Source organism: Massilia aquatica, from assembly GCF_011682045.1.
GTDB lineage: Bacteria > Pseudomonadota > Gammaproteobacteria > Burkholderiales > Burkholderiaceae_D > Telluria_A > Telluria_A aquatica.
The window spans coordinates 62,503-86,919 of sequence record NZ_VVIW01000005.1 but is presented as its reverse complement, the minus strand read 5'-3'; the positions used below and the strand labels follow the sequence as shown (position 1 = coordinate 86,919).

Below are 24,417 nucleotides of genomic sequence, written 5' to 3'. Positions count from 1 at the left end.
GCTTTCAGCGTTTGAAGAAGGGATTGGGGCGTTCGCACACGCCGTCGGCGCAAGCCGGTGTGCTGTAGCCCAGCACGCGCGACATCAGGTAGCGGTGGCGCGCGAACAGGCGATACGACCAGCTGCACGCGGCGCGCAGGCCGGGTACGCGCAGCGGCAGCACGCGCCAGGCCTGGCCTGCCAGCGTGTAGGAGCGCAGCAGGCTGTCCACGCCGACCAGGACGCGGCCGTCGCGCGTGCGGCTGTGCAGCTCGCGATTGAGGGCGGCCATGTCGACGCCCAGGTGGGCCGGATCGAAGCCGGGGGCGGTGATATCGACAAACGCCAGGCGTCCGGCGCGGTCCCAGCGCGCCAGCTGGTCCATGCCGGCGCGGCAGAACGGGCACTGGCCGTCGAAGTAGAGCGTCAGTTCGGCGCCGTTCATGATGGGGCCTTGTCGTCCGGTCCGAGAAAGCGCGCCACTTTGCCGCCCATCTTCAGGAAGCGCTGCAAGGTCGCCGGCGGCAGGTGCTTGTAATCGTCGTAGGTGGTGCCGAGCATGTCGAGGAAAGTGAGCACCTCGTTCATGCGCGCCAGCGAGGCTGGTTCGAGCGCGCTGTCGGTATCGCCCTCGATGGCGCATTCGCGCAGCACGGTCAGGGTCGGATCGATCTCGCGCCGTTTGCGCTCCTCGACGATGACGCGGAAGATCTCCCACACATCCTGCAGGGCGACGAAGTGATCGCGGCGGTCGCCCATCAGATGGGTAACGCGGATCAGGTTCCAGCTTTGCAGCTCCTTGAGGCTGTTGCTCACGTTCGAGCGCGCGACCGACAAGGCCTCGGCGATATCCTCGGCGGCCAGCGGGCGGTTGGCGAGGAACAGCAGCGCGTGAATCTGCGCCACGGTGCGGTTCACGCCCCAGCGCGTACCCATCTCGCCCCAGTGCAGGACGAATTTCTGTTCGGTTGGTCCCAGTGCCATCATTTCTCCAATTTCATTCATTTCTGTCGTTACAGAAATTAAATACCGATTGAGCGGGCTTGTCAATGTAAATTGTTGAAATGAAGGGGACCGGTGACGGGAAGCGGGCCGCGCGGATGGGAGGACCGAGGCACCGCCGCTTAGCAAAGATGCCTTGGATTCCCGCCTGCGCGCGAATGACGGCGCTTAAGTTAACAGCTTTGGCGGCTTTGGCGGCTGTCCTGGTTTTGCAACTATGGGGTAGTCCTGGCGTCGGGCTTGACCGGCGGGAGCGGGGTGGCCGATTCTTTGGGGTGGCCGTTGGCATCGAGGATCTGGATGAAGATCTCGTTCTTCTTGATCATGCCGAGCTCGAAGCGCGCGCGTTCTTCCACCGCGCCCGTGCCGTTGGTCAGGTCGTGCACTTCGGAGTCGAGCTTGGCGTTGCGCGCCTTCAGTTCGACCGTCTTGCGCTGCGCGACCATCACCTGGTTTTCCAGTTCGCCCACGCGCAGCCAGCCGCCCTTGCCCAGCCAGAGCGGCAGTTGAATCAGGATCAGGAGGGTGGCAAGAACGAGCGTAATGAGGCGCATGGCGGGGAGGATGGCACCGGCCGGCGCGTGGCCAGCCGATGCGGTCGGCTTACTTCAGGTTGTAGAAAGCGCTACGGCCAGGGTAGCTGGCGATGTCGCCCAGGTCTTCTTCGATGCGCAGCAGCTGGTTGTACTTGGCCATGCGGTCCGAACGCGACATCGAGCCGGTCTTGATCTGCAGGGCATTGGTGCCAACGGCGATGTCGGCGATCGTCGAGTCTTCGGTCTCGCCGGAACGGTGCGAGATGACGGCAGTATAACCGGCGCGCTTGGCCATTTCGATGGCGGCGAAGGTTTCGGTCAGAGTGCCGATCTGGTTGATCTTGATCAGGATCGAGTTGGCGATGCCCTTTTCGATGCCTTCTTTCAGGATCTTGGTGTTGGTGACGTACAGGTCGTCGCCCACCAGCTGCACCTTCTTGCCCAGCGCTTCGGTCAGGATCTTCCAGCCATCCCAGTCGTTTTCCGCCATCGCGTCTTCGATCGAGATGATCGGGTACTTGTCGCACCAGGTCGCGAGCATGTTGGTGAACTCGGTCGCGGTCAGCTGCATGCCTTCGCCTTCAAGGTGGTATTTGCCATCCTTGTAGAATTCGGACGCGGCGCAATCGAGGCCGAGGCAGATCTGCGTGCCCGGCTCGTAGCCGGCCTGCTCGATCGCTTGCATGATCAGCTTGATGGCTTCTTCGTGGTTGGCCACGTTCGGCGCGAAACCGCCTTCGTCGCCGACCGAGGTCGCCAGCTTTTTCTCGTGCAGGATCTTTTTGAGCGTGTGGAAGATCTCGGCGCCGTAGCGGATCGCTTCCTTGAAGCTCGGTGCGCCGACCGGGATGATCATGAATTCCTGGATGTCCAGGTTGTTGTCGGCGTGCGCGCCGCCGTTGATGACGTTCATCATCGGCACCGGCATTTGCATCGCGCCCGAACCGCCGAAATAACGGTACAGCGGCAGGCCGGCTTCTTCAGCGGCGGCCTTGGCCACGGCCATCGACACGGCCAGCATGGCGTTGGCGCCCAGGCGGCTCTTGTTCTCGGTGCCATCGAGGTCGATCAGGGTGCGGTCGAGGAAGGCTTGTTCGTTCGCGTCCAGGCCCATGATGGCTTCGGAGATTTCGGTATTGATGTTTTCGCAGGCTTGCAGCACGCCCTTGCCGAAGTAACGCTTCATGTCGCCGTCGCGCAGTTCGATCGCTTCGCGCGAACCGGTCGAGGCGCCCGACGGTACCGCCGCGCGGCCCATCACGCCCGACTCCAGAAGCACGTCGCATTCGACGGTTGGATTGCCGCGCGAATCGATAATTTCGCGGCCGATAATGTCAACGATAGCACTCATATTTCAATCTCCAAAGGGTAAGAAAAAGGTGGGCGGACCGCGAACGGTCCGCCTGCATCTGTCAGGGCGATCGGGACGGCGGCGCCTGCCGCACTACGTAAAGCGACGCAAACCTACGCAAAGCTCGCTTCGAGGAAGCCGGCTTTCTTGACCACGCGGTCGAGTTCGACGAGGGTGGTGAGCAGTTCCTTCATGCGGCCGAGCGGCACGGCGTTGGGGCCGTCCGACAGCGCCTGGGCGGGGTTCGGGTGCGTTTCCATGAACAGGCCGGCGATACCGGCTGCCACGGCTGCGCGCGAGAGCACGGGAATGTGCTCGCGCTGGCCACCGGATGAGGTGCCCTGTCCGCCCGGCAGTTGTACCGAGTGGGTCGCGTCGAACACGACCGGGCAGTTCGATTCGCGCATGATCGCCAGCGAGCGCATGTCGGAAACGAGGTTGTTGTAGCCGAACGAGGCGCCGCGTTCGCAGGCCATGAAGTTGTCTTCATTCAGGCCCGCGTCGCGCGCGGCCTGGCGCGCCTTGTCCATCACGTTCTTCATGTCGCCGGGCGCGAGGAACTGGCCCTTCTTGATGTTGACCGGCTTGCCCGACTGGGCGCAGGCGATGATGAAGTCGGTCTGGCGGCACAAAAAGGCCGGCGTCTGCAGCACGTCGACCACGCTCGAGACGGCGGCAATTTCTTCGATCGAGTGGATGTCGGTCAGGACCGGCACGCCGATTTCACGGCGCACGTCGGCCAGGATCTCGAGGCCCTTGTCCATGCCGGGTCCGCGGAACGAGGTGCCCGAGGAGCGGTTGGCCTTATCAAAAGAAGACTTGTAGATGAACGGGATGCCAAGCGCCGAGGTGATCTCTTTCAAGGTACCGGCGGTGTCCATCGCCATCTGGCGCGATTCGATCACGCAGGTGCCGGCGATGAGGAAGATCGGGTGCTCGAGGCCGACGTCAAAACCGCAAAGCTTCATGCTGCATCTCCTGTGGGTGCGACCGGCACTGCCTGGCCGTTGGCGGCCTGGTGCGCCAGCGCGGCCTTGATGAACGACGTAAACAGCGGATGGCCGGTACGCGGGGTCGATTTGAACTCGGGATGGTACTGCACGCCCATGTACCACGGGTGCGCATTTTCTCCGGTGCGCGGCAGTTCCATGATCTCGCACAAGTCTTCGGTCGGGGTGCGTGCCGACACGATCATGCCGGCCGCTTCGACGCGCGACAGGTAGTGATTGTTCGCTTCGTAGCGGTGGCGATGGCGCTCGGTGACCACGCTGCCGTAGATTTCGGCGGCCAGGGTGCCCGGATTGACCGCGCAGGTTTGCGCGCCGAGGCGCATGGTGCCGCCCAGGTCGGATTTTTCGTCGCGCTTTTCGACCTTGCCGTCATGGTTCTGCCACTCGTTGATGAGGGCCACGACCGGCTGGTCGGTGTCGGTGTCGAATTCGGTCGAGTTGGCGTTGGTCAGGCCGGCCATGTGGCGCGCGTATTCGATCAGCGCCACTTGCATGCCGAGGCAAATGCCGAGATACGGGATCTTTTTTTCGCGGGCATAGCGCGCCGCCATGATCTTGCCTTCCACGCCGCGCTTGCCGAAGCCGCCCGGCACCAGGATGGCGTCGTACTTGGCCAGGTGCTCGCAACCCTTGGTCTCGATGTCTTCCGAGTCCAGGTATTCGATGTTGACCCGGCTTTCGGTATGGATGCCGGCGTGGCGCAGCGCTTCGGTGAGCGACTTGTAGGACTCGGTCAGGTCGACGTACTTGCCGACCATGCCGATGGTGACGGCCGCTTTCGGGTTTTCCAGCGCGTAGATCAACTTGGTCCACATCGACAGGTCGGCCGGCGGTGCTTCCAGGCCGAGCGCCTCCAGGATGATGGCGTCGAGGCCCTGGTCGTGCAGCATCTGCGGTACTTTGTAGATGGTGTCGGCGTCCCACACGGAGATGACGGCCTGCTCTTCGACGTTCGAGAACAGCGAAATCTTGGCGCGTTCGTCGTCGGGAATCGGGCGGTCGGCGCGGCACAGCAGCGCGGTCGGGGTGATGCCGATTTCGCGCAGCTTTTGCACGCTGTGCTGGGTTGGTTTGGTTTTCAGTTCGCCGGCCGAGGCGATGTACGGCACCAGGGTCAGGTGGACAAACGCGGCCGACTTGCGGCCGGCGCGCAGCGACAGCTGGCGCGCCGCTTCCAGGAACGGCAGCGATTCGATGTCGCCCACGGTACCGCCGATTTCGACCAGCGCCACGTCCACGCCTTCGGCGCCGCGGTAGATGTAATCCTGGATCTCGTTGGTGATGTGCGGGATCACCTGCACGGTCTTGCCGAGGTACTCGCCGCGGCGTTCCTTGCGGATCACCGATTCGTAGATCTGGCCGGTGGTGAAGTTGTTGACCTTGCGCATGCGGGTGCTGATGAAGCGCTCGTAGTGGCCCAGGTCGAGGTCGGTTTCGGCGCCGTCGTCGGTGACAAAGACTTCGCCGTGCTGCATCGGGCTCATCGTGCCGGGATCGACGTTGATGTACGGGTCGAGCTTGAGCATGGTGACTTTAAGGCCGCGCGATTCGAGGATCGCGGCGAGGGAGGCGGCGGCAATCCCTTTTCCAAGGGAAGACACAACGCCACCGGTGACGAAGACAAATTTGGTCATTGCAGATGGTGCCGAACGGCACGTGCGGGAAATTGAAATTATACCTTAAACCGGCCAATGCTTCCGCAAAACAAGGTAAAAAACAGCAACAACGGCAGAGCGGACGGCTACCTCCGGCATTCCAAATTAATCAATTTGAAAGATTGTCGATGATTCATTCGGTGTGCGCCAGCGAACAGACATGACCTTGCTCAAGCCTCAGTATTGAACTTTTACCACAGGAGGTCAAAATGTCCTACGAAGAACGCGATGCTTATGGCATGTATGTCGACAAAGGCTCGAAAGGCCCCGGTCCGGAACTGATGGGCGCGGATACGCTGATCGGCGACCACGTGCACAATCTGAAAAACGAGCACCTCGGTGAAATCAAGGAAATCATGCTCGACATGCGTACTGGCAAGATTGCGTATGCAGTCATGTCGAGCGGTGGCGTGCTGACCATTGGTGAAAAATTGTTCGCGGTGCCTTGGGCTGCCTTGACGCTCGACACGGCCAACAAGCGCTTCACGCTGGACATCGAAAAAGAGCGCATCGACAATGCGCCAGGTTTCGATACCGATCACTGGCCGGACATGGCCAACCAGCAATGGTCGAGCCAGATTCACAGCTACTACGGCACCAACGCGCTGTAAAACTTGCAGAACCGGGGTCTGTCGCTAATGCCGCTAAGTTAAGCTCCGTCATTCCCGCCTGCGCGGGAAGTCTTTTCTGCCAGTGGCAGGAAGTCTTTTCTGCCAGTGGCAGGAAGTCTTTTCTGCCAGTGGCAGGAAGTCTTTTCTGCCAGTGGCAGGAAGTCTTTTCTGCCAGTGGCAGGAAGTCTTTTCTGCCAGTGACAGGAAGTCTTTTCTGCCAGTGGCAGGAAGTCTTTTCTGCCAGTGGCAGGAAGTCTTTTCTGCCAGTGGCAGGAAAGACGGTTTTGAGATTTGTGGTCAGGGGCATCAGGGGTCTGTCCCCGGTTTTGCAACTAGTTGCGAATTAAAGCTCTGACCCCGGTTGTGGGACTTTGCTGCTTTTTCTTGTAGGATCAGCAGAAATCGCGGCTGCTGGTGTCAAGCCGGCCCATCAGGTGGCTCATGTCCACCAGGCGCTTGGCCACCAGGTGCCGCACTTCCCCTTCCCGCTGCCACACGCCGTACACGCCCAGCAAACTCGCTCCCAGCACTTCACGCCGCTGTTGTTCCACCAGGGTCGGCCAGACAATCACGTTCACATTGCCGGTTTCGTCTTCGATGGTGACGAACAGTACGCCCTTGGCGGTGGCCGGACGTTGCCGTACCGTGACGATGCCGCAGGCGCGCGCCAGTTGCCCTTGCTTGAATTCGTTCAGTTGCGACGCCGGTAAAAAACGCTGGTCGAGCAAACGCGCGCGCAGTAGCGCCAGCGGGTGCCGCCCCAAGGTCAATCCCTGCGACCGGTAGTCGCCGACAATTTCTTCGCCTTCGCTCGGGGCGTCGAGCAGCGGTGCGTCCTCAATCGGCGTGGTGGGACGCAGCAAGTCCTTGTCGGGGACCGCGCCCACCGCTTGCCACAGCGCCTGGCGCCGGTTGCCCGACAAGCCGTGCAGCGCATTGGCGCCCGCCAGTACTTGCAGGTCGTGCCGGTCCAGCGCGGCCCGGCGCGCCAGGTCGGCCACGCTCTCGAAGGCCTGCACGGCGCGCGCTTCTTCGATGCGCGCCGCCGCGTCGGGACGCATCCCGCGCTGTAGCGACAGCCCCAGCCGCACGGCGGGCTGGCTGCCCTGCCCCACTTCCAGGCTGGAATCCCAGCCGCTGATGGCCACGTCCACCGCGCGCACTTCGATGCCGTGGCGGCGCGCATCCTGCACCAGTTGCGAGGGGCTGTAGAAGCCCATCGGCTGGCTGTTGAGCAAGGCGCACAGGAAGGCGGCCGGTTCGTGGCACTTGAGCCAGGAACTGGCGTAGGCCAGCAGCGCGAAGCTGGCCGCGTGCGATTCGGGAAAGCCGTATTCGCCGAAACCCTTGATCTGGTTGAAGATCGATTCGGCAAATTCCAGGGTGTAACCCTTGCCCAGCATGCCCTCGACGATCTTGCCATAGTATTTTTCCAGCCCGCCTTTGCGTTTCCAGGCGGCCATGGCACGCCGTAGCTGGTCGGCTTCACCCGCCGTGAAATCAGCCGCGATCATGGCCACCTGCATCACCTGCTCCTGGAAGATCGGCACGCCAAGGGTGCGTTCCAGCGCTTCCTTCAATTCCTCCTTGGGGTAGTCGGGTTTTTCCAGCCCCTGGCGCCGGCGCAGGTAGGGATGGACCATGCCGCCCTGAATCGGCCCCGGCCGCACCACCGCCACTTCGATCACCAGATCGTAAAAGGTGCGCGGCAGCATGCGCGGCAGCATGCTCATCTGCGCGCGCGATTCGATCTGGAAGACGCCCACCGTGTCGGCCGCGCAAATCATGTCGTAGGTGGCCGGGTCTTCGGCCGGAATGTCTTGCAGCGAAAACACCGTGCCGCGCAGCTCGCCCACCAGGTCGAGCGCGCGCCGCAGCGCCGAGAGCATGCCGAGCGCCAGCACATCGACTTTCAGCAAGCCGAGCTCTTCGAGGTCGTCCTTGTCCCACTGGATCACGCTGCGGTCAAGCATGGTGGCGTTTTCGATCGGCACCAGGCGCGAGAGCTTGCCGGCGGCAATCACAAAGCCGCCCGGATGCTGCGACAGGTGGCGCGGAAAGCCGAGCAGGCGCTGCGCCAGGGTGGCCCATTGCTGGGCCAGCGGCGAGTCCGGATCGAGCCCGCATTCGGCCAGGCGGCTGACCAGGTCGTCCTTGCTGTCGAACCAGTGGTGCGTCTTGGCGACTTTTTCGACGATGGCCAGGTCGACCCCGAGCGCCTTGCCGCTGTCGCGCAGGGCGCTCTTGGGGCGGTAGCTGATCACCACGGCGGCCAGGGCGGCGCGGGTGCGGCCGTATTTGTTGTAGATGTACTGGATCACTTCTTCGCGCCGCTGGTGTTCGAAGTCGACATCGATGTCGGGCGGCTCGTCCCGTTCCTTGGAAATGAAGCGTCCGAACAGCAAATTGCCGCGCGCGGGGTCGACTTCGGTAATGCCGAGGCAATAGCAGACGGCCGAGTTGGCGGCCGAGCCGCGCCCCTGGCACAAGATCCCGATCGAGCGCGCATGGCGCACGATGTCGTACACCGTCAAAAAGTAGGGTTCGTAGCGCAGTTCGCCAATCAGCTGGAGTTCGATTTCGAGCTGTTCCTGGACCTTGGCCGGTATGCCGAGAGGAAAGCGGTGGTGCGCGCCGATGTAGGTTTCGGCGCGCAGGTAGCCGGACGCAGTGTGGCCGGGCGGCACCAGTTCATCGGGATATTCGTAGCGCAGCTGGTCGAGCGAAAACGTGCACAGGTGCGCGATGCGCACCGTTTCGGCCAGCGCTTCGGGACTGTACAGATTGGCCAGGCGCAGGCGCGCGCGCAGGTGCTGTTCGGCGTTTTGCGCCAGCTCGTAGCCGCACTCGGCCACGGGCGTGTTGAGGCGGATCGCGCACAGGGTGTCGTGCAGCGGCTTGCGCGAGCGCACGTGCATGCAGACGTGGCCCAGCGCCACCACCGCCAGGCCGTGCTGCCAGGCGACTTCGTCAACCGTGGCGCGGTGCGCTTCGTCAAACGCGCGGTGCAGCAGGTTCAGGCCCAGCCAGGCGCGCCCGGGAAAGGTGGCGGCGATCCAGGCGGCCTGGGTATGCAGGCGGTCGAGGTCGGCCGGGTCATGGCCGGGATAGGCGGGCAGCAAGATCGCCAGGCAGTCGGGCATGCCGGCCAGGTGGGCACAGGCGGCGGGCGCGGCCAGATCGGCCGGCGTGAGCAGATAGGTGCCCTTGGCGCTGCGCGTGCGCGCCAGGGTGATCAACTCGGCCAGGTTGCCGTAGCCATTGCGGTTCTGGGCCAGCAGGATCAGCGACAGGGCCGCGCTGCCATCAGCGTTGCACAGGTGGAAGTGGGCGCCGATGATCAGGGGCAGCGCCGCCTTTTTGGCTTCGGCGTGGGCCCGCACCACCCCCGCCAGCGAACATTCGTCGGTAATCGCCAGCGCCGAGTACCCGAGCTGGACGGCGCGGGCCACCAGTTCTTCTGCATGGGAAGCGCCGTGAAGGAAGGAAAAGTTGGTCAAACAATACAACTCGGCGTAATCGGGCAGGCTGGGGGCGGGGGCGGCGGTACTCATGGAAAAATATTACAATCAAATTTATCAGGGAAACTACTGTATGGAAACACAGTATACCTCCGGCCATTTTCTTACCAATTGGGAATTACTATGCAGACTCATCTGGTGCGCTGTTTTGGTGCATCGCCCGGTCATGGCAACATGGCGCTGGTGATCGAGGGCGGGCCGGCCACGCCCGATGCGCGCCAGGCCTTGGCGCGCGCGCAGCCGTATCCGGCCTGCGTGTTTTTCGATGCCGGACCGGATGGGGCAGTCATCGCCGACTATTACTATCCGCATGCCAGGAGTCCCCTGTGCCTGCACGCCACCCTGGGCGCGGCGCAGGTGCTGTTCGGGCGCGCCGGGCAGGCGCCGCAGGAAATCGTGCTGAGCACGGCGATGCGCGGGCAAGCCCTGCTGCTGAGGCGCGAGGGAGAGGACTATTTTGTGGCGCTGCAAGCCCAGCCCGTCCCTGCGCTCGCGCTCGATGCCGCGCTGGCCGCGTGGCTGCTGGACCAGCCCGGCTTGATCCTGGCCAGCACGCCGGTGCTGGCCTCGGTCGGCAGTCCCAAGCTGCTGATCGAAGTGCCAGAGCGCGCCACCCTGCACGCCCTGCGCCCGCCGCTGGAGCGCATCGTCGCGTGGAGCCGCGAACACGGGGTCAACGGCTGCTACGTGCTGTGGCGCAGTGGCGAGCACACCTACGAAGGGCGCAACTTCAACCATCTCGATCCCGCCATGGAAGACCGCGCCACCGGCGTGGCGGCGGGCGCGCTGGCGGCCCATCTGGGCCGCACCATCACGGTGCATCAGGGTGGTGCACTGGGCGCGCCCTGCCTGATCCGCACCCGCTTCGAAGGAAATCTGATCCTGGTGGGCGGACGCGCCGAGGCCGTCAACGGGTATTGACAACGTTGTCATTGCGCCACAACGTGCTGGACGGCGGCCATGGAAATTGCATTAGAATCAATCTCCTTTCTAATAAAAACCCGGAGACCGTCGCGTGTTCACCCCCACCACTTTACGTAGGTCCGTCTTGCTCGCTTTGTATGGCAGTGCCGCTCTCGCCGTGTATGCCCCCGCCAGTTTCGCCCAGTCGGGCCAGCCAGCCGCCAAGGAAGAAGTCATCCCCAGCGTCAGCGTGGTGGGTTCACGCCGCGTCTCGGCCAACTCCGCCACCGATACGGCGGTCCCGGTCGACCTGATTCCCATGACCCGCCTGGCCGAGCAGGGCGGCCAGTTCGACCTGGCCCAGACGCTCACCTACATCTCGCCATCGTTCAACTCGACGCGCCAGAGCGGGGCCGACGGCGCCGACCTGGTCGACTCGGCCGCCCTGCGCGGCCTGGGCTCGGATCAAACCCTGGTGTTGATGAACGGCAAGCGCCGTCACAGCACCTCGCTGGTGAACATTTTCGGCGCGCGCAACCGCGGCAACACCGGCACCGACATGAATGCGATTCCGCTGCTGGCGGTGAAGAACATCCAGGTGCTGCGCGATGGCGCCGCCGCCCAGTACGGCTCGGACGCGATCGCCGGCGTCATCAATATCGACCTGAAAAAATCGCTGGGCTGCGAGAGCGTGCTCGGCGCGGGCCAGTATTCGGCCGGCGACGGCGAGAACTACCTGGCCTCGGCCTATTGCGGCGTGGCAGTCGCTGGCGGCGTGGTCGGCATCACGGCCGAATATCTGGACCGTGGCCGCTCGAACCGGGCCGACGCGGGCAGCCTGCGCACCATCGGCGACAGCAAGGTGAACAACCAGACCCTGTACCTGAACGGCGAGATTCCCATGGTCGACGGCAAGTTGTATTTCACGGCCGGCACCCAGAAGCGCGATGCGTCGTCGGCCGCGTTCGGCCGCGGTCCGGACCAGATTCCGGTGCGCAATGCGCAAGCCATGTATCCGAACGGTTTCGCACCGTACATCAATGCCGATATCGACGACCATTACGGCACGGTCGGCTATCGCGCCAAGCTGGGCGAGTGGAATGCGGACTTCTCGCAGACCTACGGCTACAACAAGATGCTTTACAACATCAGCAATACGCTGAATGCCTCGATTGCCAACGCCGACCTGCTCAAGGGCGGCAAGGGCGTGTCGGCTTCGCAATTCGATGCCGGCGGTTTTGCCGCCATGCAACTGACCACCAACGCCGATGCCAGCCGTTTCTTTCCGGGCATCTTAAGCGGCTTGAACCTGGCCTTCGGCGCCGAGTTCCGCAAGGAAAACTACGAAATCTTCGCCGGCGAAGCCGGTTCCTACAACGATGTCGACGGTCCCGGCTTCGGCGGCGACCCGGGCAGCCAGGGTTTCCCGGGCTTCCGCCCGAGCGACGCGACCGACCGCAGCCGCCATAGCATGGCGGCCTACATCGATGTCGAGACCGATGTCACCGAGCGCCTGAAAGTGCTGTCGGCCGTGCGTTACGAGAAATTCAGCGACTTCGGCAACAGCGTCACCGGCAAGCTGGCGGCGGCTTACAAGATCAGCGATGCGATCTTGCTGCGTGGCTCGGCCAGCACGGGTTTCCGCGCACCGTCGCTGCAACAGGCGTTTTTCTCGTCGACGTTCACCGAGTTCGTCAACGGCAATCCGGTCGATTCGGTGTTCGCGCCGAACGGCGGCAACGTCGCCAATGCGATCGGCATTCCCAAGCTGAAGGAAGAAGAGTCGGTCAGCTTCACCCTGGGCGGCACCTGGACGCCGACCCCGACCACCTCGGTCACGGCCGACCTGTACCGCATTGCGATCGACGACCGCATCGTGTTCTCGGGCCGTTTCGACGCCAACAACTACGCGCCGATCGTACCGCTGCTGAGCACCCTGGGCGTGGGCGCGGCCCAGTTCTTCGTCAACTCGATCGATACCAAGACGCAAGGCCTCGATCTGACGGTCTCGAACCGCAGCGAGCTGGCCGGCGGCAAGCTCAATACCTTCCTGGCCATGAACATCAGCAAGACCGAAGTGACCGGGGTGAATGCGCCGGCCGCCTTCAAGGGCTATGAAGACGTGCTGCTGTCCCAGCGCGAGCGCCTGTTCCTGGAACAGGGCGGACCGCGGCGCAAGGCGACCTTGGGCTTCGAGTATTCGCTGGGCAAGATCGGCACCGATTTCAAGGTGATCCACTTCGGCAAGCAAACCCTCGGCACCTGGTCCGGCCCTCCGACCCCGAACCAGGTGTACAAGGCCAAGACCTCGGCCGACCTGAGTTTTACGTATAATTTCAGCGACAAGACCAAGCTGACCGTGGGCGGCGCGAATATTTTCAATGTCAAGCCGACCGAGCAGGACCCGGACCAGACCGACAACGGCTTCAAGTACGAGTCGGTGCAGTTCGGCATGAACGGCGCCTCGTATTTCGCCCGCCTGTGGCATAAGTTTTAAGCGTAGCGCTCGCTAAAGGTGATGGGCAGGCCGGGTCGCGTCGACCTGGCCTGCCCTTTTGCATTATTGTGTCGGCTGGCCCGTTGACGGGCAGCCCTGTGACTGTTGAAAAGGATGAAGAAATGAAACGATCTTACGCGCTGACCCTGGCCGCACTGCTGGCCTGCGCGCCGCTTTCCCAGGCCGCGCCGGCCGCCGCGCCTGCCGCCACCCCGGGTGCGTCGGTGCCGGTGGCAACGCCCGATGCCGCCCGGGTCCAGGCGGTGCAAGCCATGCTGGAAGCCATGCAGTCGGAAAAAATGATGCGCTCGGTGGCCGGTGCGAGCCGGTATGTGAATGACCAACAGCGCGACAGTGTGTTCGCCAAGCTCGACAAGGTGACGCCGCAGGAGATTTACAAGCGCCTGGCGCTGCCGGTGGCGCGCGTCATCGGGACCGAGGCGGCCAATGAACTGACAGCGTTTTATGCGTCGGATTATGGCAAGCGTTTGTTGCAGCAGACGTATAACAGCCGGGCCAGCATGTTCCCGCCGGAACCGCCGGTGCCGAACGCGGCGGAAAAGAAGATGCTCAAAAAGCCGGCGCTGGTGCAGGCACGCAAGGAACTGGCGGCTGCCGATGCGGCGATCCGGCATGAGGCGTTTGCGTTGTTGCAGGCGATTATCAAGAAGTAGGCGTATGGCACCGTCTTCCCCGCGAGGGCGGGATCCATGGCACCGTTGATTAAAGGTAACACCGGGGTCAGACCCCTTTATCTCGACTCCGGTGACACCGGGGTCAGACCCCTCACTGAAAAACCGGGGTCTGACCCCTTGGGGAAGTCGATGCGCACGCTCAGGCCGCCCAGCTTGGCCGATTCGCCCAAGCTTAACCTGGCGCCATGCCGTTCGGCGATCGCTTTGATGATCGCCAGCCCCAGACCGCTGCCACTGGCCTCGCTGCCGGCGATGCGGTAGAAACGGTTGAATACCCGCTCCCTTTCGTCGGCTGGTATGCCCGGCCCGCTGTCTTCCACCACCAGCGCAGCTCCCTTGCCCTCCCCCGTCACGCTGATGTCGACCGTGCCGCCGGCCGGTGTGTATTTGAGGGCGTTGTCGATCAGGTTGCGCAGCATGATCATCAGCGCGTCGGGCTGGCCCGCCACCTGCACCGGATCGGCACGCGCCAGGCCCAGGTCGATGCCGCGCGTCTGCGCCGCGCCCGCCAGGTCGGCCAGGGCGCGTTTGGCCAGGTCGGCCAGCTCGACCGGCTGGGTTTTCACTCCACTGGCCGCGCTCGCTTCCTGGCGCGCCAGCACCAGCAATTGCTCGACCAGCCGGGTGGCGCGCTCGATGCCGGCCGTCAGCCTTCCCACCGCCACCCCGCGCGCTTCCGGACTGTCGGCCCGCTCCAGGCTCAGCACCTGGAGTTTGAGCGCCTGCAAGGGTGTGCGCAGCTCGTGCGCGGCGTCGGCCACGAAATGCTGCTGGGCGTCGAAGGCGGTTTTCACGCGCCCGAACAGGAGGTTCAATTCCTGCACCAGCGGCAGCACTTCGTCCGGCAAGTCCGCTTCCGACACCGGCGAGAGGTCGTCGGCCTGGCGCGCCGCCACCTGGGTGCGCACGCGCGAGACCGGTTGCAGCGAGCCGCTCACGACCCACCACACGACCAGCATCAGGATCGGCATCATCACCGCGATCGGGCCGACCGTGCGCAGGGCCAGGTTGCCGGCCATGTTGCGCCGCACCGCCATGTCCTGGGCGATCTGCAGGGTCTGGGTGCTGCTTTGCACCGAAAACACGCGGTAGGTGGTGTTGTTGGCCTTGACGTTGGAAAAGCCCAGCACCGCGTGCTGCGGCAAGTTGGTGCGCGAAACGGTGCGGAACACGCGCACCCCGTCCGGGGTCCAGACCTGCACCATCAGCTCGTTGTTCTCGGCGTCCGCTTCCACGGTCGCGGCGGTGTCGGTGTTGTTCGACAGCGGCGCGCTGGAGCGCAGCGACAGCGCCATCTGCTGCATGTGGTAATCGAAAATCTGGTCGGCGTCGGACAGCGCCGTGCGATAGGCGATCGACGCTTGCGCCACGGCGGCGATACTGATGGCCGCGAGCAAAAACCACAACAGACGGCCGCGCAGCGAGTGCGCCAGGTTCATAGTTTGGGCACCATGTAGCCGACCCCGCGCACGTTCTGGATCAGATCGCTGCCGAGCTTCTTGCGCAAGCCGTGGATGTACACTTCCACCGCGTTGCTGCTCACTTCATCGCGCCAGCTGTACAGCTTTTCTTCCAGCTGGGCCCGCGAAAGCACCACGCCGGGACGCGCAATCAAGGCTTCCAGGACCGCCCATTCGCGCGCCGACAAGGTCACCGGCACGCCGTCGACCTGCACTTCGCGGGTGGCCGGATTGATGCTGATGGCCTTGTATTCGAAGATCGGTTCGCCGCGTCCGGCGGCACGGCGCAGCAAGGCGCGGATGCGCGCCAGCAGTTCGTCGAGGTCGTAGGGTTTGAGGACATAATCGTCGGCCCCGGCGTCGAGGCCGGCGATGCGCTGCTCGACCGCGTCGCGCGCGGTCGCCACCAGCACCGGGGTGCGGTCCTTGCGCGTGCGCATGGCGCGCAGCACTTCCAGGCCATCCTTGCGCGGCAAGCCCAGGTCGAGCAGGACCAGGTCGTAGTTTTGCGACTGGCGCAAGGCCGTGTCGGCCATTTCGCCATCCTTGACCCAGTCGACCGCGTAGTGCTCGGCCCTGAGCAGGTCGAGCACCACTTCGCCAATCATCGTATCGTCTTCCACCAGCAACAGCCGCATCACATCCTTCTTTCTCGTACCCTGCGGGCGGAAGGGGCACGATTACCCGATCCGCACCGGAATGAAGATTCTGTCATTACCGCGCTGAATCAGCAAGGCCACCGACTTGCTGGCCTTGCCCACCACATCGCGCACCTGGTCGACCGAATTGACGGCACGGCCATTGACAGACAGTAAAACATCGCCCGGCTGGACCCCGGCCGAGGAGGCGGCACCGGCCGCGTCTTCGATCACCAGGCCCGAGGCAATGCCCGACTGGCGCTTTTCGTTGGGGTCGAGCGGACGCAGGGCCAGGCCGAGTTTCGCACTCTGGTCGGCGCCGCCGGCGGCCGGTTCGCGCTCATCGAGCGCCACCTTGTCGCTGGCATTGGCCAGGCGCGCATCGATGCGCACGATCTTGCCGTCGCGCCAGACGTCCATGCTGACCTTGTCGCCCGGCTGGGACACGCTGAGCATGGCCGGCAAGTCGCCCGAGGCAATGATCGGCTGGCCGTTCAGCTTGCGGATGATGTCGCCGGTTTTGAGACCCGCCTTGTCGGCGGCGCCGCCTTTTTCCACGTTCGACACCAGTGCGCCTTCGGGCGAATCGAGCTTGAAGGAATCGGCGAAGCCCTGGTTCACTTCCTGGATCGATACACCCAGCTTGGCATGCTGCACCTTGCCGGTGGTAACGATCTGATCCTTGATGCGGTACGCCACATCGATCGGAATGGCGAACGACAAGCCCATGTAGCCGCCGGTCTGGCTGTAGATCTGCGAATTGATGCCGATCACTTCGCCCTTGGTATTGAACAGCGGGCCGCCCGAGTTGCCGGGATTGACCGCCACGTCGGTCTGGATGAACGGCACCTGGCTGTCGTCCTGCAGCGTGCGCCCCTTGGCGCTGACCACGCCGGCCGTGACCGTGCTTTCCAGGCCGAACGGCGAGCCGATCGCCAGCACCCATTCGCCTACCTTGAGATCGTTCGATTTGCCGATTGGCACCACCGGCAGATTCTTGGCGTCAATCTTGAGCACCGCCACATCGGTCTTGGGGTCGGAGCCGAGCACCTTGGCGCGGAATTCGCGCCGGTCATTGAGCTTGACCGTGACTTCGGTGGCGTCGCGCACCACGTGCGCATTGGTCAGGATGACACCGTCCGGGCTGATAATGAACCCGGAACCGGCGCCAAAAACGGGCGTGTCGCGTTGTTGTCCGCGGGGCATCTGCGGCCCCTGGAAGCGACGGAAAAATTCGAAAAACGGGTCATCCTCGTCGAACTGCGGAGGCATGCCGCGGCCGCGTTGAGGGCCCATGGCGGTCTTGGTGCTGCCCATGACCCGGATGTTGACCACGGCCGGGCCGTTGCGCGAAACAATCTGGGTAAAGTCGGGCAACACCACGCCAGCAGCCAGCGGCGCGGGGGCGCCTGGATTGACGGGGGTGGCCGATGGCGCGGCGGAGGGTGCCTGCGCGGCGAGCGCAACAGGAGCGGAGGCGACTGCGTTGTTATGGTTGACCGCGATCGCACCAACCGCTCCGCCAATGGCGCCCGCGGCGGCAAGGGCTAGCGTGAGACGCTTAGCGGTGATGACAGTGATGGCACCTTCGTTATGCATGGACGTACTCCTGGTTTGAAAGGATATGTTCGTAATGAACGCTTGTTGTTTGCTGTATTTCCTGGACCACTTGACGCCTGGCCGATGATGTAATGATGCGGCATCAGACTTAGGGTTGCCTTAATACTCTTGCCACTGGTAACGACAAGCCGGACTGCACGTGGAACGGGGCGCCCCTTGCTGCGGGCGCCCCGGTGTTTTAGCTCAGCTAGCTATCGCGAATTGCTGCGGATCGCGTGCTGGCTGGCCTTTGTCAGGCGGCCTGACGCTGCTCGAGCGCCTGCACGTTCTCGCCGCCGTCGATGACGATGCGGCGCGGCTTGAGGGCCTCGGGCACTTCACGCACCAGTTCGATGGTCAGCATGCCGTTGTCGAACGCGGCCGTGGTGACCTTGACGTGGTTGGCCAGCTGGAAGCGCTGCTCGAAATCACGCGCCGCGATGCCACGGTGCAGGAAGGTGCGCTGGGTGTCGTCTTTCTGCTTGCGGCCGGTGATGTGCAGGCTGTCGCGCTCGGTGATGATCTCGACTTCCGAACGGTCGAAGCCGGCCAGTGCCATCACGATGCGGTACTTGTCTTCGCTGACCAGTTCGATGTTATACGGTGGATAGCTGGGCTGCGCGTCGGTGCGCTGCGATTCCAGCAGGTGAGCCAGACGGTCGAAGCCGATAGCGGAACGATAGAGAGGAGCAAGGTCGAATGTACGCATGATAAGTATCCTTTTAGAAGTTAAGCGATAAGTTGACGGACCTCCGTGGAGCATCCGTTGAATCCAATCTAAAGGCGCTACCGAAGGTTTTCAAGGCCTTGAAAAATACGATTTTTTGCCCCATGCACCGAAAAATATGTTGAAAAGTTTTGCCCAAGGCAAAAACAATTCGGCAGGAAGGGCTCGCCATGAAGCGCGGTATGCGGTGCATGCAAGCGGGAAAATAAGCGGCCAGCGTTGTGCCCATTGCCCGATGGCCTACTGCGGCAAAGTATCTCGTTTGCGTGTCTCGTTTTGTCTCGTTCTGTCTCGTTCTGTCTCATTTGGAGAGCGGCGCCGGGCCCTGGTTGAAACGAGACTAAACGAGACAAAACGAGACAGAATAAGACAGCGAAACGAGACAGTTTGCCGCAGGGAGCTGGCCGGCAACAGGGGCAACGCTCCGCCGTTTGCATAACCATTTGAAACTCACAGCCGACTTCCCGGCACGCAGATCCTGATCTGCGACGCCATGCTGCTTGTCCAGCGGACACGGCAAGCAGCGGGGCCGCAACGCTTTTCGGTAGAATCGTGGTCGCCTGCGAATACCCGCAGAAAATTGCTGATCTTTACCGTATTGACGATCCCATGCCCCTTCCGCTTCGCCGCCGCCTGCTTTCATCCTCCTGTTCGACCGTTTGCTCCCTGGTCCTGCTGGCCACGCTGGCCCTGCCCGCCCGCGCCGACGTGCCCGCGCCGCGCGACCTGCCCTACCCCGGCACCATCGTGCTCAAGGTCGACGCCACCAACCTGGGACAACAGATTTTCCGCATCCGCGCCACCATCCCGGCCGCACCGGGTCCGCTGACCCTGCTCTATCCTCAGTGGGTGCCCGGCAACCACGGCCCCAGCGGACCGCTGAACCAGCTGGCCGGCCTGCGCCTGTCGGCCGGCGGCAAGACGCTGGCGTGGACGCGCGATCCGGTCCACGTGCACGCCTTCCACCTCACCGTGCCGGAAGGCGCCACGGCGGTCGAGGCCGAGTACCAGTTCCTCTCGCCGGTCGAGCCGGCCCAGGGCCGCATCACCATGACCAGCGAGATTCTCGGCGTGCAATGGCAAGCGATGACCCTGTATCCGGCCGGCTACTTCAGCCGCCGCATCCCGGTCCAGGCCTCGCTCAAGCTGCCCGACGGCTGGCAGTACGGCACCGCGCTGGAAACGGCCGGACGCAACGGCAACGACATCAGCTTCAAGCCGCTCGACCTGGAAACGCTGATCGATTCGCCCGTGTTCGCGGGCCGCCACTTCCGCCGCATCGACCTCGACCCGGGCGCCAGGGTGCCGGTGCACCTGAACATCGTGGCCGACAATCCCGAGAGCCTGGAAGCGAAGCCCGAACAGATCGCCGCGCACCGCGCGCTGGTGCAGCAGGCCGGCAAGCTGTTCGCCTCGCATCACTACAAGCATTACGATTTCCTGTTTGCGCTGTCGGACGAATTCGGCGGCATCGGGCGCGAGCACCACCAGTCGAGCGAAAACGGCGTCAAGCCCGGCTACTTCACCGACTGGGCCAAGACCGAACTCGGGCGCGACCTGCTGCCGCACGAGTACACCCACTCATGGAACGGCAAGTTCCGCCGTCCGGCCGACCAGGATGTGCCGAACTTCAACGTACCACTGCAAAACAGCCTGCTGTGGGTGTACGAAGGCCAGACCCAGTACTGGGGCAATGTGCTGGCGGCGCGCTCGGGACTGGTGTCGGCGGGCGGTATCCGCGACGCCATCGCCGCCTACGCCGCGCGCTACGACCACGTGCAGGGCCGCTCGTGGCGCGCCTTGCAGGACACGGTCAACGATCCGATCGTGCAGGCCCGCCGCGCGCTGGGCTGGAGCAACTGGCAGCGCAGCGAAGATTATTACGTCGAAGGCATGCTGATCTGGCTGGACGTCGATACCCGCATCCGCGAACTGTCCGGCGAGAAGCGTTCGCTCGATGATTTCGCGCGCACCTTTTATGGTGTCGACAATGGCAGCATCGGCCCGGCCTATTACCAGTTCGACGACGTGGTGCGCACCCTGGCATCGGTGCAGGCGTTCGACTGGGCGCCTTTCCTGCGCGCCAAGCTGGACGGCAATGGCGCCGGCGCGCCGCTCGACGGCCTGGCCCGTGCCGGCTGGAAGCTGGTCTACACCGATACGCCGACCGATGTCATCAAGGGTCAGGAAGAGCGCAGCAAGATGAGCGACTTCAGCTACTCGCTTGGTTTTTCCGTCAAGAACGACGGTGCGATCGAAGCGATCGAATGGGATGGCATTGGCTTTCGCGCCGGGCTGTCGGGCAACAGCACCATCGTGGCCGTCAACAACCGCACCTATAAGCCGGAAGTGCTGAAAGCGGCCGTGAAGGCGGCGCGCGACGGCAAGGCGCCGATTGAACTGCTGGTGCGCAAAGGCAGCAATTTCCGCACGGTGGCGCTCGATTACCACGGCGGCCTGCGCTATCCGCGCCTGGAACGCATTCCGGGTAGCAAGGACCGGCTCGACGCGATCCTGCAGCCGCGCCGCTGAACGCTGAACACGGTCGCTGGCCGGCCACGCCCGCCGGGCTGGTCCAGCATGCCGTTCATCAAGCCGGCATGGCACGCGCTTCAAACGCAGTGGCGCACAACCGGTTCGCGCCGATGGTGCTATGCTGCGTTGTATGACTACCGATACCGACATCCAGCTGAGCGGCCCGTTCAAGGCCAGCGACAGCAGCAGCCGTTCCCACGACGTCAAGGCGATCCGCATTTTCGACGAGGGTTACGGGATTATTGACGTATACGTTGACTTCGCCGCGCCGATCGAGGGTGGGCTGTACAAGGACAAAGTCCTCGTCGGCAACATCATCGACCGCCTGCGCGCGCTGGGCTACGTAGGGCCGAATTTTTCGCACAGCGACCCTGGCCTGCAAGACCGCAAACTGATCGTGCTCGAAGCGCCCGAAGAATTCAGCGCCTTCGCCAAGCTCAAGGGCTGGAAGAACCTGGCCGAAGAATTCGACGACGAATAAGCGCGTCGCTCATTTTATCTAGCAACGTTTTACTGCCGCTTGTTCAAAGCGGCAGCCTGCCTTTTCGTTTCTTCCCTTCCCGTTTCGTCCAGTCTCGTCCCGTTTCCCCGCCTCCTCAAGCGCTCACATAGCGCGCGCTCCACGCCGCAATCATGCCGGCCACCCACACCGCATCTTCCCTGCGCGTGAGCAAATGATCGGCATTATCGAGCGACACAAAACTCTTCGGATGCTTGGCCGCCTGGAAAATATGCAGCGCATTATCAATTCCCACGGTACGGTCGTGCGGCGAGTGCATGACCATCAAGGGGCGCTTGAGACCGGCCGTGCTGAGGTTCAGGTTCTGCTCGGCGGCATCGAGCAAAAACTGGCGCTTGATGGTGAACGGACGCCCCGCCAGCTGCACCTGCGCTTCGCCCTGGGCTTCGATCACGCCGAGTTGCTCGCCGAACAGGTTATTGACATGCGATGGATCGCTCGGCGCGCCCACGGTCACCACCGCGCGCACCTCGGCAATGCTGGCGGCCGCGGCCAGCACGGCGGCGCCACCCAGGCTGTGCCCGATCAAGATCTCGGGCGCCTTGAGCGAGGTGCGCATGAAGGCGGCCGCAGCCACCAGATCTTGCACATTCGATGAAAAATTGGTGTTCGCAAAATCGCCTTCGCTCGCGCCCAGCCCGGTGAAATCGAAGCGCAGCACGGCGATGCCATGCTCGGTCAGGGCCTGGGCGATGCGGCTGGCGGCGAACACGTCTTTACCGCAGGTAAAACAATGGGCAAACAGCGCGTAGGCGCGCGCCGGGCCGTCGGGGGCATCGAGACGGGCCGCCAGCTTGTGGCCATCGGCGCCGGGGAACTCCTGTTTTTCGCTGTGCATCCCTGCTCCTTATCAATAATGAATCCGACCATCTTAACCCGGGATGGCCGCCGTACCGGACGCCTCAGCCAAACAAGCCATGCAGGAACCAGCGCGGCGCGCGATCGCCATCGGTGCCGGCGATGCGTTCGCGATAGACCCAGTAATGGGCATGATCCTGCCCCTGCGCAATGAAATAGTCGCGCGTCTGCGACTGGCTCCACCAGCCCGCCTCGATGCGCTCTGGCGTGGACGCCATGCGCAAGGGCGAACCGTAAAACGGCCGGTGGTCGCGCATCAGCAGCGCCACCGGCTTGGCCAGCAGCCAGGCCGGACGCGGCAGGCTCAGCACGTCCGGCGGCAACTGCATCTGCGCCTGCTGCGCCGCCTGTTGCGCCTTGCCGCGCGCCTGCTGCACCGGCACCCAGCGGTTGGCCAGTTCGGGCCGGTAATCGGCGCGCGGTGCGGCCTGCAATACGTTCTCGGGTCCCAGGCGCGCCACCAGCAGTTCGAGCATGCGCCACTGGTCCTGCTCGTTACCGCCGGGCTCGGGAAACAACGACTCGCTCGGCATGGCCATGGCCTGCACCTCGGGCGCGTCGAGCACCAGGCCGATCACGTGCGCCTCCAGGGTCAGGCTGCCCAGGCGCTCGCGCAGCAGGCGCACCAGATGCTCGTCGCGCCAGGTGGGCTCGGCCAGAATGATGTCGAGCACGGTGGGCGCGCGCGCCACCCGCCCGCGCTCATGTTCGAGCAGCAGCACGATGCGCCCCACCGCCAGCTGGTGCGCGCACAGCCAGCCGGTCATTTGCAGCAGCAGGCTGTGGGCGCCGGCCAGCAGGGCGTCGGCCTGTTCGACCCGGTCGAACAATTCCAGCCGGGCCTGGAAGGTGGTGGGCGCGGCGATCCAGTCGAACAGCTCGGCCGTCATGCCGTAGGCCGCATCGAGCACGGCCAGCAAGTCGCCGCCGCAACGGCGCTGCAAACCCGGACGCGGCAGGCGCCGCAGCTGGCCCAGCGACAGGCAACCGATGCCCTCGAGCCAGGTGGCAAACGGGCGCGCCGGCAGCGGCAAGGCGGCCGGCAGGCGGTCCAGACGGCGCTTGAGCGAAACCATGCCGAGCGCATGCCCGGCTCCGCCGCGCGCCAGCAGCCAGGCCCCGCGCGCGGTCGGCGCGCAGCTCAGCTGGACGGCGTACCCGAGCGCGCGCAGGCTGGCGCGGATGCGCCGGCACAGCGCGCGCACCCCGCCGAACAGGCGCAGGCTGGCGCCCACGTCCATCAGCAAGGTGGCTTCTTCGGCCAGGGTGACCTGCGGCGTGTACTGCAGCAGCGCCATGGCCACCGCCTGCAGGGCGGCGGCTTCGCGCGCCGGCGCGCGCTCGTGCAGGCGGGCGTCGGGCAGCAGCATCAGCACGCCGCCACGGCGCATGCCCACGCGCGCCCCGCCCTCCAGCGCCAGCGCCGAGGCGGCCAGCACACGCTCGCTCTCCAGGACGACGCTGGCGGCCTCAGCCGACCAGTGCGGGCTGAACACGTCGAGCGGTAGCCGGGGCAAGTAAAGGCCGATCCAGAGTCGCATGGCGTTGAAGTAAAGAAGGATTCAGGGGAAGAAACAGGGGCGCGTCGCGCTGCGGCCCCCGGCGTTTGACGAAACCGATGTCGAGCCCGCCGAGAGCCGGACGCAGGCTCAGGCGCAGCGGCGCGGGTGAAGCATCCTGCGCCGCCGCGAGCGGGCGCAGCAGGAAGAACAGGGCTTCGCCGCCCTGGGCCGCCAGGTGCAGGCGGCGCAAGGACTCGGGACGGGCATGGCTGGCCCAGAACAGCAGCGCGCCGCAGCTGCCGCTGCGCAGCACCTGTTCGGCGGCCCACAGGGCATCGGCATTGCGCGTGCTGCGCACCCAGATCAGCTGGGAGGGCGGCAACCCGAGCGCGGCCAGCGCCAGCGCCTGCGGTGGATGGGGCGGCTGCAACAACACGATACGGCGTTCGGCCACCTTGGCCAGGGCCGGTCGCAGCAGGCGCAATTCGCCAATGCCGCTCTGCTGCAGCAGCAATTCGACCAGGCAGCCGCTCGGCCAGCCGCCGCCGGGCAGCTGGGGCGACAAGGTGGGATGGCCGCTGTCGACGCAGCGCGTGCCCGCGCGGGCCAGCTGGGAAGCGCGCCACAGGGCGGGATGCAAAGTCTCTGGCGCGGCAAGAAAATCGGGGGAATTCATGGTGGGGTCAACAAAGTACTGTATGTTTATACAGTACTCGCTGACTGCCAATTTGGCAAGTCTTATCGTGTGCAGCCTCCCCCTCTCATCCTGTGGAAGACCGACATTCCGACGCAAAACTGCAGCACTTTCCTACAACCGG

General features: G+C 64.1%; 20 protein-coding genes. 6 read left to right on the top strand and 14 right to left on the bottom strand.

Features of this window, described 5'->3' with window-relative positions; all coding sequences use genetic code 11:
- Positions 1–4: 4 nt before the first annotated feature.
- The 6 genes from F1609_RS34530 to pyrG form a co-directional block, all read right to left on the bottom strand.
- Positions 5–424, bottom strand: a complete 420-nt coding sequence (locus F1609_RS34530) for a thiol-disulfide oxidoreductase DCC family protein (protein ID WP_229421815.1) — start codon at positions 422–424, stop codon at positions 5–7.
- Positions 421–963, bottom strand: coding sequence for a GbsR/MarR family transcriptional regulator (locus F1609_RS11080; protein ID WP_167076500.1), 543 nt, complete (start codon positions 961–963; stop codon positions 421–423). The genes F1609_RS34530 and F1609_RS11080 overlap by 4 nt, the downstream gene beginning before the upstream one ends.
- Before the next feature lie 233 nt (positions 964–1,196).
- Positions 1,197–1,535 (bottom strand): cell division protein FtsB, encoded by a 339-nt coding sequence (ftsB, locus tag F1609_RS11075; protein ID WP_167076499.1) that lies wholly within the window; start codon positions 1,533–1,535, stop codon positions 1,197–1,199.
- A 49-nt stretch (positions 1,536–1,584) separates the two neighbouring features.
- Positions 1,585–2,868, bottom strand: coding sequence for a phosphopyruvate hydratase (gene eno, locus F1609_RS11070; protein ID WP_167076498.1), 1,284 nt, complete (start codon positions 2,866–2,868; stop codon positions 1,585–1,587).
- A gap of 113 nt (positions 2,869–2,981) precedes the next feature.
- Entirely contained in the window at positions 2,982–3,836 is an 855-nt protein-coding gene (kdsA, locus tag F1609_RS11065; protein WP_167076497.1) for a 3-deoxy-8-phosphooctulonate synthase, read from the bottom strand.
- Positions 3,833–5,512 (bottom strand): CTP synthase, encoded by a 1,680-nt coding sequence (pyrG, locus tag F1609_RS11060; protein WP_167076496.1) that lies wholly within the window; start codon positions 5,510–5,512, stop codon positions 3,833–3,835. Before pyrG ends, kdsA begins: the two co-directional genes overlap by 4 nt.
- Before the next feature lie 230 nt (positions 5,513–5,742).
- On the opposite strand from pyrG, the gene F1609_RS11055 reads away from it, so the two are divergent.
- Positions 5,743–6,144, top strand: coding sequence for a PRC-barrel domain-containing protein (locus tag F1609_RS11055; protein ID WP_167076495.1), 402 nt, complete (start codon positions 5,743–5,745; stop codon positions 6,142–6,144).
- A gap of 392 nt (positions 6,145–6,536) precedes the next feature.
- Here the strand turns inward: F1609_RS11055 and F1609_RS11050 are convergent, their stop codons facing one another.
- Positions 6,537–9,698 (bottom strand): error-prone DNA polymerase, encoded by a 3,162-nt coding sequence (locus F1609_RS11050; protein WP_167076494.1) that lies wholly within the window; start codon positions 9,696–9,698, stop codon positions 6,537–6,539.
- A gap of 90 nt (positions 9,699–9,788) precedes the next feature.
- Between F1609_RS11050 and F1609_RS11045 the strand changes: the two genes are divergently transcribed.
- From F1609_RS11045 to F1609_RS11035, 3 genes are all read left to right on the top strand, one after another.
- Complete coding sequence (locus F1609_RS11045) at positions 9,789–10,586, top strand: PhzF family phenazine biosynthesis protein (protein ID WP_167076493.1); 798 nt, start codon at positions 9,789–9,791, stop codon at positions 10,584–10,586.
- 94 nt (positions 10,587–10,680) lie between these two features.
- Entirely contained in the window at positions 10,681–13,065 is a 2,385-nt protein-coding gene (locus tag F1609_RS11040) for a TonB-dependent receptor plug domain-containing protein (protein WP_167076492.1), read from the top strand.
- A 122-nt stretch (positions 13,066–13,187) separates the two neighbouring features.
- A complete protein-coding gene (locus tag F1609_RS11035; protein ID WP_167076491.1) occupies positions 13,188–13,739 on the top strand; it encodes a hypothetical protein in 552 nt (183 codons plus the stop codon).
- Positions 13,740–13,816: 77 nt separating this feature from the next.
- On the opposite strand, the gene F1609_RS11030 is transcribed toward F1609_RS11035, so the two are convergent.
- From F1609_RS11030 to F1609_RS11015, 4 genes are all read right to left on the bottom strand, one after another.
- Positions 13,817–15,199, bottom strand: coding sequence for an ATP-binding protein (locus tag F1609_RS11030; RefSeq protein WP_167076490.1), 1,383 nt, complete (start codon positions 15,197–15,199; stop codon positions 13,817–13,819).
- Positions 15,196–15,858 carry a response regulator gene (locus F1609_RS11025; protein ID WP_167076489.1) on the bottom strand — a complete coding sequence of 221 codons (663 nt, stop codon included), beginning with the start codon at positions 15,856–15,858 and terminating at the stop codon, positions 15,196–15,198. Before F1609_RS11025 ends, F1609_RS11030 begins: the two co-directional genes overlap by 4 nt.
- Before the next feature lie 42 nt (positions 15,859–15,900).
- Positions 15,901–17,457 carry a DegQ family serine endoprotease gene (locus F1609_RS11020; protein ID WP_167076488.1) on the bottom strand — a complete coding sequence of 519 codons (1,557 nt, stop codon included), beginning with the start codon at positions 17,455–17,457 and terminating at the stop codon, positions 15,901–15,903.
- Positions 17,458–17,710: 253 nt separating this feature from the next.
- Entirely contained in the window at positions 17,711–18,166 is a 456-nt protein-coding gene (locus F1609_RS11015) for an Hsp20 family protein (RefSeq protein ID WP_167076487.1), read from the bottom strand.
- A gap of 627 nt (positions 18,167–18,793) precedes the next feature.
- On the opposite strand from F1609_RS11015, the gene F1609_RS11010 reads away from it, so the two are divergent.
- Positions 18,794–20,716 (top strand): M61 family metallopeptidase, encoded by a 1,923-nt coding sequence (locus F1609_RS11010; RefSeq protein WP_167076486.1) that lies wholly within the window; start codon positions 18,794–18,796, stop codon positions 20,714–20,716.
- Between the two features lie 133 nt (positions 20,717–20,849).
- The gene (locus tag F1609_RS11005) at positions 20,850–21,200 is read left to right on the top strand and encodes a hypothetical protein (protein ID WP_166882241.1); all 351 of its coding nucleotides are present in this window, start codon (positions 20,850–20,852) and stop codon (positions 21,198–21,200) included.
- Between the two features lie 115 nt (positions 21,201–21,315).
- Here F1609_RS11005 and F1609_RS11000 read toward each other — a convergent pair whose 3' ends face one another.
- The 3 genes from F1609_RS11000 to imuA form a co-directional block, all read right to left on the bottom strand.
- Positions 21,316–22,077, bottom strand: coding sequence for an alpha/beta hydrolase family protein (locus F1609_RS11000; RefSeq protein ID WP_167076485.1), 762 nt, complete (start codon positions 22,075–22,077; stop codon positions 21,316–21,318).
- 64 nt (positions 22,078–22,141) lie between these two features.
- Positions 22,142–23,638: a Y-family DNA polymerase gene (locus F1609_RS10995; protein ID WP_167076484.1), complete on the bottom strand. Its 1,497-nt coding sequence runs from the start codon at positions 23,636–23,638 to the stop codon at positions 22,142–22,144.
- Entirely contained in the window at positions 23,568–24,275 is a 708-nt protein-coding gene (imuA, locus tag F1609_RS10990) for a translesion DNA synthesis-associated protein ImuA (protein ID WP_167076483.1), read from the bottom strand. The genes F1609_RS10995 and imuA overlap by 71 nt, the downstream gene beginning before the upstream one ends.
- Positions 24,276–24,417 lie beyond the last annotated feature (142 nt).

Coding starts and splice junctions, on each gene's coding strand:
- imuA (WP_167076483.1), bottom strand. CDS start 24,275: ATGAATTCCCCCGATTTTCTTGCCGCGCCAGAGACTTTGCATCCCGCC.
- ftsB (WP_167076499.1), bottom strand. CDS start 1,535: ATGCGCCTCATTACGCTCGTTCTTGCCACCCTCCTGATCCTGATTCAA.
- F1609_RS11030 (WP_167076490.1), bottom strand. CDS start 15,199: ATGAACCTGGCGCACTCGCTGCGCGGCCGTCTGTTGTGGTTTTTGCTC.
- eno (WP_167076498.1), bottom strand. CDS start 2,868: ATGAGTGCTATCGTTGACATTATCGGCCGCGAAATTATCGATTCGCGC.
- F1609_RS11050 (WP_167076494.1), bottom strand. CDS start 9,698: ATGAGTACCGCCGCCCCCGCCCCCAGCCTGCCCGATTACGCCGAGTTG.
- F1609_RS10995 (WP_167076484.1), bottom strand. CDS start 23,638: ATGCGACTCTGGATCGGCCTTTACTTGCCCCGGCTACCGCTCGACGTG.
- F1609_RS11015 (WP_167076487.1), bottom strand. CDS start 18,166: ATGCGTACATTCGACCTTGCTCCTCTCTATCGTTCCGCTATCGGCTTC.
- F1609_RS11020 (WP_167076488.1), bottom strand. CDS start 17,457: ATGCATAACGAAGGTGCCATCACTGTCATCACCGCTAAGCGTCTCACG.
- F1609_RS11080 (WP_167076500.1), bottom strand. CDS start 963: ATGGCACTGGGACCAACCGAACAGAAATTCGTCCTGCACTGGGGCGAG.
- F1609_RS11045 (WP_167076493.1), top strand. CDS start 9,789: ATGCAGACTCATCTGGTGCGCTGTTTTGGTGCATCGCCCGGTCATGGC.
- F1609_RS11035 (WP_167076491.1), top strand. CDS start 13,188: ATGAAACGATCTTACGCGCTGACCCTGGCCGCACTGCTGGCCTGCGCG.
- F1609_RS11010 (WP_167076486.1), top strand. CDS start 18,794: ATGCCCCTTCCGCTTCGCCGCCGCCTGCTTTCATCCTCCTGTTCGACC.
- F1609_RS11000 (WP_167076485.1), bottom strand. CDS start 22,077: ATGCACAGCGAAAAACAGGAGTTCCCCGGCGCCGATGGCCACAAGCTG.
- kdsA (WP_167076497.1), bottom strand. CDS start 3,836: ATGAAGCTTTGCGGTTTTGACGTCGGCCTCGAGCACCCGATCTTCCTC.
- F1609_RS11005 (WP_166882241.1), top strand. CDS start 20,850: ATGACTACCGATACCGACATCCAGCTGAGCGGCCCGTTCAAGGCCAGC.
- pyrG (WP_167076496.1), bottom strand. CDS start 5,512: ATGACCAAATTTGTCTTCGTCACCGGTGGCGTTGTGTCTTCCCTTGGA.
- F1609_RS34530 (WP_229421815.1), bottom strand. CDS start 424: ATGAACGGCGCCGAACTGACGCTCTACTTCGACGGCCAGTGCCCGTTC.
- F1609_RS11055 (WP_167076495.1), top strand. CDS start 5,743: ATGTCCTACGAAGAACGCGATGCTTATGGCATGTATGTCGACAAAGGC.
- F1609_RS11025 (WP_167076489.1), bottom strand. CDS start 15,858: ATGCGGCTGTTGCTGGTGGAAGACGATACGATGATTGGCGAAGTGGTG.